Genomic DNA, 6,427 nt, shown 5'->3' with positions numbered 1-6,427 from the left:
TCAAGTCCGCTCGACTTGCATGTATTAGGCATGCCGCCAGCGTTCGTCCTGAGCCAGGATCAAACTCTCCAATAAAGTTATTGAAAAGAGCGATAAGCTCATTTTGAATCTGACGAGATTAAAAATCTCATTGTGCTTTCAAAATCATACAGTCCGAAGACGTGTACCAATTTTTCCAGCGTCGATCTTGCAAAGCAAGATCGTTACTCACTCGTTGTTCAGTTTTCAAAGATCAAACTTTTCTCGCTACCGAAACCGGTTCGTTTCAGCAACTCTTATATCATATCATGTCCGAACCAACTTTGCAAGCTCTTTTTTTAAGTTTCTTTCGAAGCTTATTTTCAATTGCTTGCCGCACCGTGTAAACCGTGTTTTCTTGGCCGGAATTAGAATATACCATGTATCACTACCACTTGTAAAGCATTATTTATTAAATTTATAATTCCATATTACGGATTTTTTTGATGGTGGATGTACTCCATATAAATGCACCTTGTTTTTAAAGTCACATTGGTCTTAGATATCGGCCGCTTACCTTAAGAACTAAACGAAGCAGTGCACCTTAATATTTATATATCTCTATAAGAACCTTCTTAAATGTCTGATCCCATAAATGTCCGTTCCCCTATGCCTGCATAAAAAAACAACAGTTCTTCAGATATGATTACCATATCCAAAAACTGCTGTTTCTCTGACAAACGATGCACCTGATACGACTCTGCCTCTTCACATGTCCGTTTACTAAGACTTATCGGCAGCAGACTCGGCGCTTTCTTTATTCTTGGTTCCCTTGCTTTTATAAGGCTTTGGAGCACTCTTCGCCCGGTTGGCACTGGCCTGCCAGCGATTCCAGCCTTTTTTGCCCGTTCCGCGGCCCGTGCCGCCCTTACCTTTTGCTTTGCTCATGTAATCACTCCATTAATCCCGTCTATGTCTAAAAATGATCTTCCTCGGTAACGTTCCAAAGTAAATCAGCCCATGTGGTTCACTTTCAGCATTTCTTATTATAACAAACTTGAAGTGTTCACGTTCTTTATTTAGAAGAATTACACTTGAACCTTTGGCTCTTGTACCGATTTAACACTTCTTAGCACACGTAAGGACAATAAGAAACAGATGCCAAGAACGGCCGCAGCCGATACATACGGATAGTTAATATTCACATCAAACAACGCTCCAGCCACGATGGGTCCAGCAATGTTGCCCAGACTTGTATACGCAGAATTCAGTCCAGCCACAAACCCTTGTTGTTCCTCAGCCAACTTGGACATCTGCGTACTGATTGCAGGACGTAAAATGTCCATTCCCAAGAAAACGATAAATGTTACAACCAGAATCAACCAGTACGTGTGAACGAACAAGGTTAGTAATACAAATACGGAGACAAACAGCAAACATACCGTGATAACCTTCTTTTCCCCAAATGTGTTCAGCAGCCAGCCAATCAGTGATACTTGCACGACTGCTCCAGCAATGGAACCGAATGTAATGATAAACGCGATATCTTTGGTCGTGAAACCAAACTTGCGATCCACAAACAGGGAGAATACCGTCTCATAGTTAGCCAAACCAAAAGCCATGACAAATACGATGATTAGACTGAAAAAGTAAGGTTCCCGGTAAGAGTTGATAAGTTGGGATACCATACCTGGTGCTTTTACTTTCGCCCCGCTAGTTTCAGGTGTAGTCTGCTCACTCGCGCTCCGCTCGGATTCAGGCAAGATAATCAGTGTAATGATTGCAGCCAGCAAACCCGCAACCCCTGCCGCATAAAAGGGAACCCGTATGCCAAACTCGGCAATATAACCGCCGATCCCTGGCCCGATGATAAAACCTGTTGTAATCGCTGCATTAATAAGCCCCATGCCTTTACCGCGTTCTTCCTCCGTTGTGATATCAGCCGTGTAGGCCATAACCGCAGGAAAGATCATCGCCGCACCAATACCACCCAGCATCCGGGCTGCGAAGAGCAGATAGGGTGCATTCACCGCACCAAACATAAATTCAGATACCGCGAAGATCAGCATCCCGAATATGATAATCTTTTTACGTCCCCACTGGTCTGACCACCTGCCTGCAGCTGGAGAGAACAAAAACTGTGTGAATGAAAAAGCCGCAAACAGAAGTCCCATCGTGAAGCCCGTTATATGAAGCAAGTTCATATAAGCAGGCATAATCGGCACAACCAGACCTATTCCCATAAATACGAGAAAAATATTAAACATCAACAGCAGCAATGCGCCCCTGTTACGTGTAAGTAAAGCCATGATTCCATCCTCCATCGTTGTCTAATTATGCTGTTTATCCTTGGCAATCCCGTGCAGAAATACACTGGCGGCCTGACGATACAATGCAAGAGCCTCATCGGGTTCCAGCTTCCGTGACATTTGACTGAGCCCAATAATGGTACTTTCCAAAATCAACGCGAGATGCTCTACATTCTGATCATTGAACTCCCCGCTGTCTATTCCTTCTTGAATCAGCTGTTTATTGAATTGGATGTGCCGCTCAAACAATACAGCGATTCGTTCTTCAATATCATTCTCTTTTTTCTCTCCGGTGAAGAACTCATCAGCCGCTTTCGTTAAAGGATGGTTGATATCATCCAGAATGAGTTGTTCCGCCAGGCCATAGATCTTCTCGGTGGAAGTGCGGTACAGGTGCACTTTGGACTTCCAGCTAGCTTCCCACTCCCGATCCCATTCATCAATGAGATAGAGGAAAAGCCCTTCCTTGCTTTTAAAATGGTAATATATATTCCCCTTGCTGCTTCCCGTCGCCGCGACGATGTCCTCAATAGACGTTGCTTTATATCCTTTTTGTACAAAAAGGGCTTTGGATGCATCTGCAAGTTTTTTCTTGGTTTGCTCGGACTGGAGCTGCTTTTTATTCAAACTCACAACCTTCACTCCATTCTTATATACTGAACATTCGTTCTGTATTCTATCAAATATAGATCTAATCTGCAATATAAAAAGGAGAACCTGCCATGTCGCAAGCTCTCCGTTTCGTTTATTGTTTGATAAGTTATCCATGCTTAATTAGGCCAATTTTAATACTTTGATTCAATGGAATGGACCAACTGTGGACCAATTCATTCCCGAATCCATTTATTTCTTCTTTTTACCTTGTCCATGTAATATCTTTAATTGGCCATTCTCGTATCCGACCTGATATGTCACGTTATATTGAGTCGTTACGTATTCCCCATCCTTGCGCTCTTCAGCAGCAATCACACCGCTCACTTCCATCTCTTCCTTACTCGTACTCGCAGACGAGATTTTCTCCACACTAACATAGCTCGTATACGTATAACCTTCACGGAACTTGGCGTAACTTGTGCCGCTCTGCCATTCACTTCCAAGTAGCGCATAGGCAGATACATAATCACTCATGTTCAGGTAGTTGTAAAAATCAGCAACCAAGGCTTCCGCTTCAGATAAAGCAGCGGACGACGTCTGCGAAGATGAGTCACGTACCGTTTGCGCCCCTTTGGTATCAGGTGAACGCTCTGACCATTGTTCCACCTGCTTCAAGACACTGGTGATGGGAATGCTGAACCCTAGTCCACCCTCCTGTTTAACCACCGTCGAATTAATCCCCAGGACTTCTCCCGTTTCGGCGTTAATCAGCGGACCGCCGCTGTTACCGTTAGTAATCGGAGCAGATATCTGATACAAGTTGGTATAAATATAGGGTGGAATTTCAAAACTGCGGTCAAGTCCGCTAATAATGCCAGTGGTCACCGTATTCTCAAAACCGAGCGGACTGCCGAGTGCCAGAATCTCATCACCAACCTCCGCTTTAGCTGACGCGATAGGCAGAGGTTCCATTTTTACAAGATCAGGGACTCTGACAACAGCCACATCCGTCTCTTCGCCAAAACCAATTACCGTACCCTGATATTCCTGATGATCCAAGGTGCGAATCGTCACCTCTTTGGAACCCTCGACGACATGCGCATTGGTGATGACATCGCCCTTGTTATTATATAAGAAGCCGGAGCCCAGACCATCGCTGCTTTCAATCGTAACTACTTTTCTCTGACTATCTTCAATAATCTGTTTACGCGTTTTCTTTTCCGTGGTGTTGGATGTTGTCTTTGCTTTCGGTTGATCCGCCTGTTTCGAGAAAGCCACAGCCAGTTTGGGAGCTAGCGCCATCTCATCTGCTGTATGCTGATGAATCCAGAATACCCCTCCAGCGCCAGCGCCAATGATTATTGCACTGGAAATGATCGTTCCCCACACACGTTTGCTCATTCTGCCGTCCTCCTACTCCACATACCATGATGCATTCGTAACCGTCACATTCGCTGCTTCATATACCCCATAATAGGAGGTTTCAAAATATCCCTCTTCTCCTACATCCAATATATCCGGATACACATAAACATCTGTCTCGCCGATATAATCACCATTCGAGGCATTGATGCTAACGATAAGCGCCACGGATGAAATGGGGCGTGTTCCCTGATTAAACACTGATCCACTGATATATAAGTCCCCATACTCATCCAGCTCAGCAGATAAATCCGTTACATATACCGCTCCTGTACGATTTCGAAGTTCTTCTTCCGCTGCCTGCTGCTCTGCTAATCGAATACGTTCTTCCTCCGCCTGCTCAAAAGCTTTCTTCTCACGCAATACTTCATCCCGGTATTTGGTCAGTTTCTGATCTTCAGGCGCATAAGATAATCCGTTGTCCACGGTTTGCAGTGCCGCTGTAAAATCACGCTTCTTCACTTGCTGCTCCGCCTGCTTGTAACTGATCCCTGCCAGCTTATCCGTAATCTGTTGTTTCACAGCTTCGGCTTCCTTACCGTTCAGCTTGGATAGTGTTTTGAGTTTTTCAGCGAGTGCCTCGACAGTTGTTAACTGATCAATTTCCTTTTTCACTTTCAAAACAGCCAGGGTCACCTTTCGATTGTTCAAAGCTGACCTTACCTTATCAAATACCGGCTCTTGGCGTTCGTTTAATGTTTTAGCCGCGGTTTGAATCATTTTGTCCGCTTCCGACAGCTTGCCTGTTTTGAGCAAATTCGCGGCTTCGTCCATTTGTTTTAGTACATTGCTGGCTTGCTCTGTAATTTGACGATCTTTAACGAGCGCTCCTACATTCGGTCTTTGAGCGAGGGCTTTGTCCAGCAACTCCAGGGCTTCTGAATATTCCCCGCCCAGTGCAGCCTTCTCCGCCTCAAGATGCAGTGTCTTCACATGAGCGTTAATCAGATTCTCCTGATTATAATAATACGTCAACAACGCGCCCATAATTGCTGCAAGCAGCAGTGGGATGACCCATAGAAATGGACTGCTCTTGCGCTTGTTCACCGTTCCGTTTGCAGGTGCATTACGTGGTTCGAGTCCTGCTGGCTCCGACCAGATTTGCTCCTCTGTGGAGCTGACTTGTTTCAATGGGGTTCCACACTTCTGACAGCGCTTTTCCCCAGAGCTATTTTTTGTCCCGCATATATGACAGTACACCTTGATCCCTCCAGCCTGAACGTATGTAGATTCAGATATGTCATCTGCTGTTTTGTTCTGTTGTCGTTCTGTTACTTGATATCACTCCAGAATATGTGTTGCCTAATCTCGGGGTGAATCGACATTTATCATATAGCAAAAAGGTAAAATGCACCATATATTCCTGATGAAAAAATAAGAGATGTAGTAAGGATTTATGCTGATTGCTTATTTTGTATTGTATCTTTTTAAAAAAAGACCCTCCTGTTTTCAAGGAAGGCCTTCATGTATATTCAGCAGGTCCGTCTGATGCGGATATATTTAGTTTCATTCATTTATCCATTCGAGGATAGTTAGCCGACATCATTCATGCCGATCTATTCGGTCTGGTTCGAAGGAAACGCGCTCAAATTAATATAAGATACTTCCCATAGATGGTTGTCCAAGTCTTGAAAGCTCCGTCCATACATAAATCCGTGATCTTGAGGTTCGTTATATGGCTTCGCTCCAGCATCAAGGGCAGCCTGTACAATCGCATCCACTTCTTCACGGGAACCAACAGACAAAGCGACGATCACTTCTGTTGTCTCAGCCGCATTCGCGATTTTTTTCGTGATAAAGGATTGGAAACGTTCCTCCACCAGAAGCATGGCAAATATATTTTCTCCGACAATCATACAGGTAGCCTTATCGTCCGTAAACTGGGCATTGAATTCGAATCCCACTTTCGTAAAGAAATCAACCGATCTCTTCAAATCCTGGACTGGCAAGTTAACAAAAATCTGATTAGCACGAACAGCCACCATTGATCACCTCGGATTCCTAGAATAGATTCCACCCCAAAATATCACCTCGCGTATGCGCTGTCAATTCGGTATAATGGGGCTATTCCAACATGTGAGGTGAAAGGGATGTTGTTCCCAATCGTTCGAAGTAATTAAACGTCGGGCTGGATCAAAACGCGT

The 6,427-nt window shown here is 44.5% G+C and carries 6 protein-coding genes and 1 rRNA gene; all 7 read right to left on the bottom strand.

Features of this window, described 5'->3' with window-relative positions; genetic code table 11:
- Nucleotides 1–75: ribosomal RNA gene (locus EC604_RS15175) — 16S ribosomal RNA — on the bottom strand; the annotation flags it as partial.
- A gap of 666 nt (nt 76–741) precedes the next feature.
- Nucleotides 742–906 (bottom strand): DUF3934 family protein, encoded by a 165-nt coding sequence (locus EC604_RS15170; protein ID WP_123064959.1) that lies wholly within the window; start codon nt 904–906, stop codon nt 742–744.
- A gap of 140 nt (nt 907–1,046) precedes the next feature.
- The gene (locus tag EC604_RS15165) at nt 1,047–2,267 is read right to left on the bottom strand and encodes an MFS transporter (RefSeq protein ID WP_123064958.1); all 1,221 of its coding nucleotides are present in this window, start codon (nt 2,265–2,267) and stop codon (nt 1,047–1,049) included.
- Between the two features lie 21 nt (nt 2,268–2,288).
- A complete protein-coding gene (locus EC604_RS15160; RefSeq protein ID WP_123064976.1) occupies nt 2,289–2,894 on the bottom strand; it encodes a TetR/AcrR family transcriptional regulator in 606 nt (201 codons plus the stop codon).
- A 216-nt stretch (nt 2,895–3,110) separates the two neighbouring features.
- The gene (locus tag EC604_RS15155) at nt 3,111–4,262 is read right to left on the bottom strand and encodes a S1C family serine protease (RefSeq protein ID WP_123064957.1); all 1,152 of its coding nucleotides are present in this window, start codon (nt 4,260–4,262) and stop codon (nt 3,111–3,113) included.
- Between the two features lie 12 nt (nt 4,263–4,274).
- Nucleotides 4,275–5,414: a hypothetical protein gene (locus tag EC604_RS15150; protein ID WP_123064956.1), complete on the bottom strand. Its 1,140-nt coding sequence runs from the start codon at nt 5,412–5,414 to the stop codon at nt 4,275–4,277.
- A 425-nt stretch (nt 5,415–5,839) separates the two neighbouring features.
- Entirely contained in the window at nt 5,840–6,265 is a 426-nt protein-coding gene (locus EC604_RS15145; protein WP_123064975.1) for a VOC family protein, read from the bottom strand.
- Between the last annotated feature and the right edge of the window lie 162 nt (nt 6,266–6,427).

Origin of the sequence: Paenibacillus amylolyticus (assembly GCF_003719335.1) — a bacterium.
Lineage (GTDB): Bacteria > Bacillota > Bacilli > Paenibacillales > Paenibacillaceae > Paenibacillus > Paenibacillus amylolyticus_D.
The sequence above is the reverse complement of the archived record's forward strand: the minus strand, read 5'-3'. Positions and strand labels throughout refer to the sequence as shown.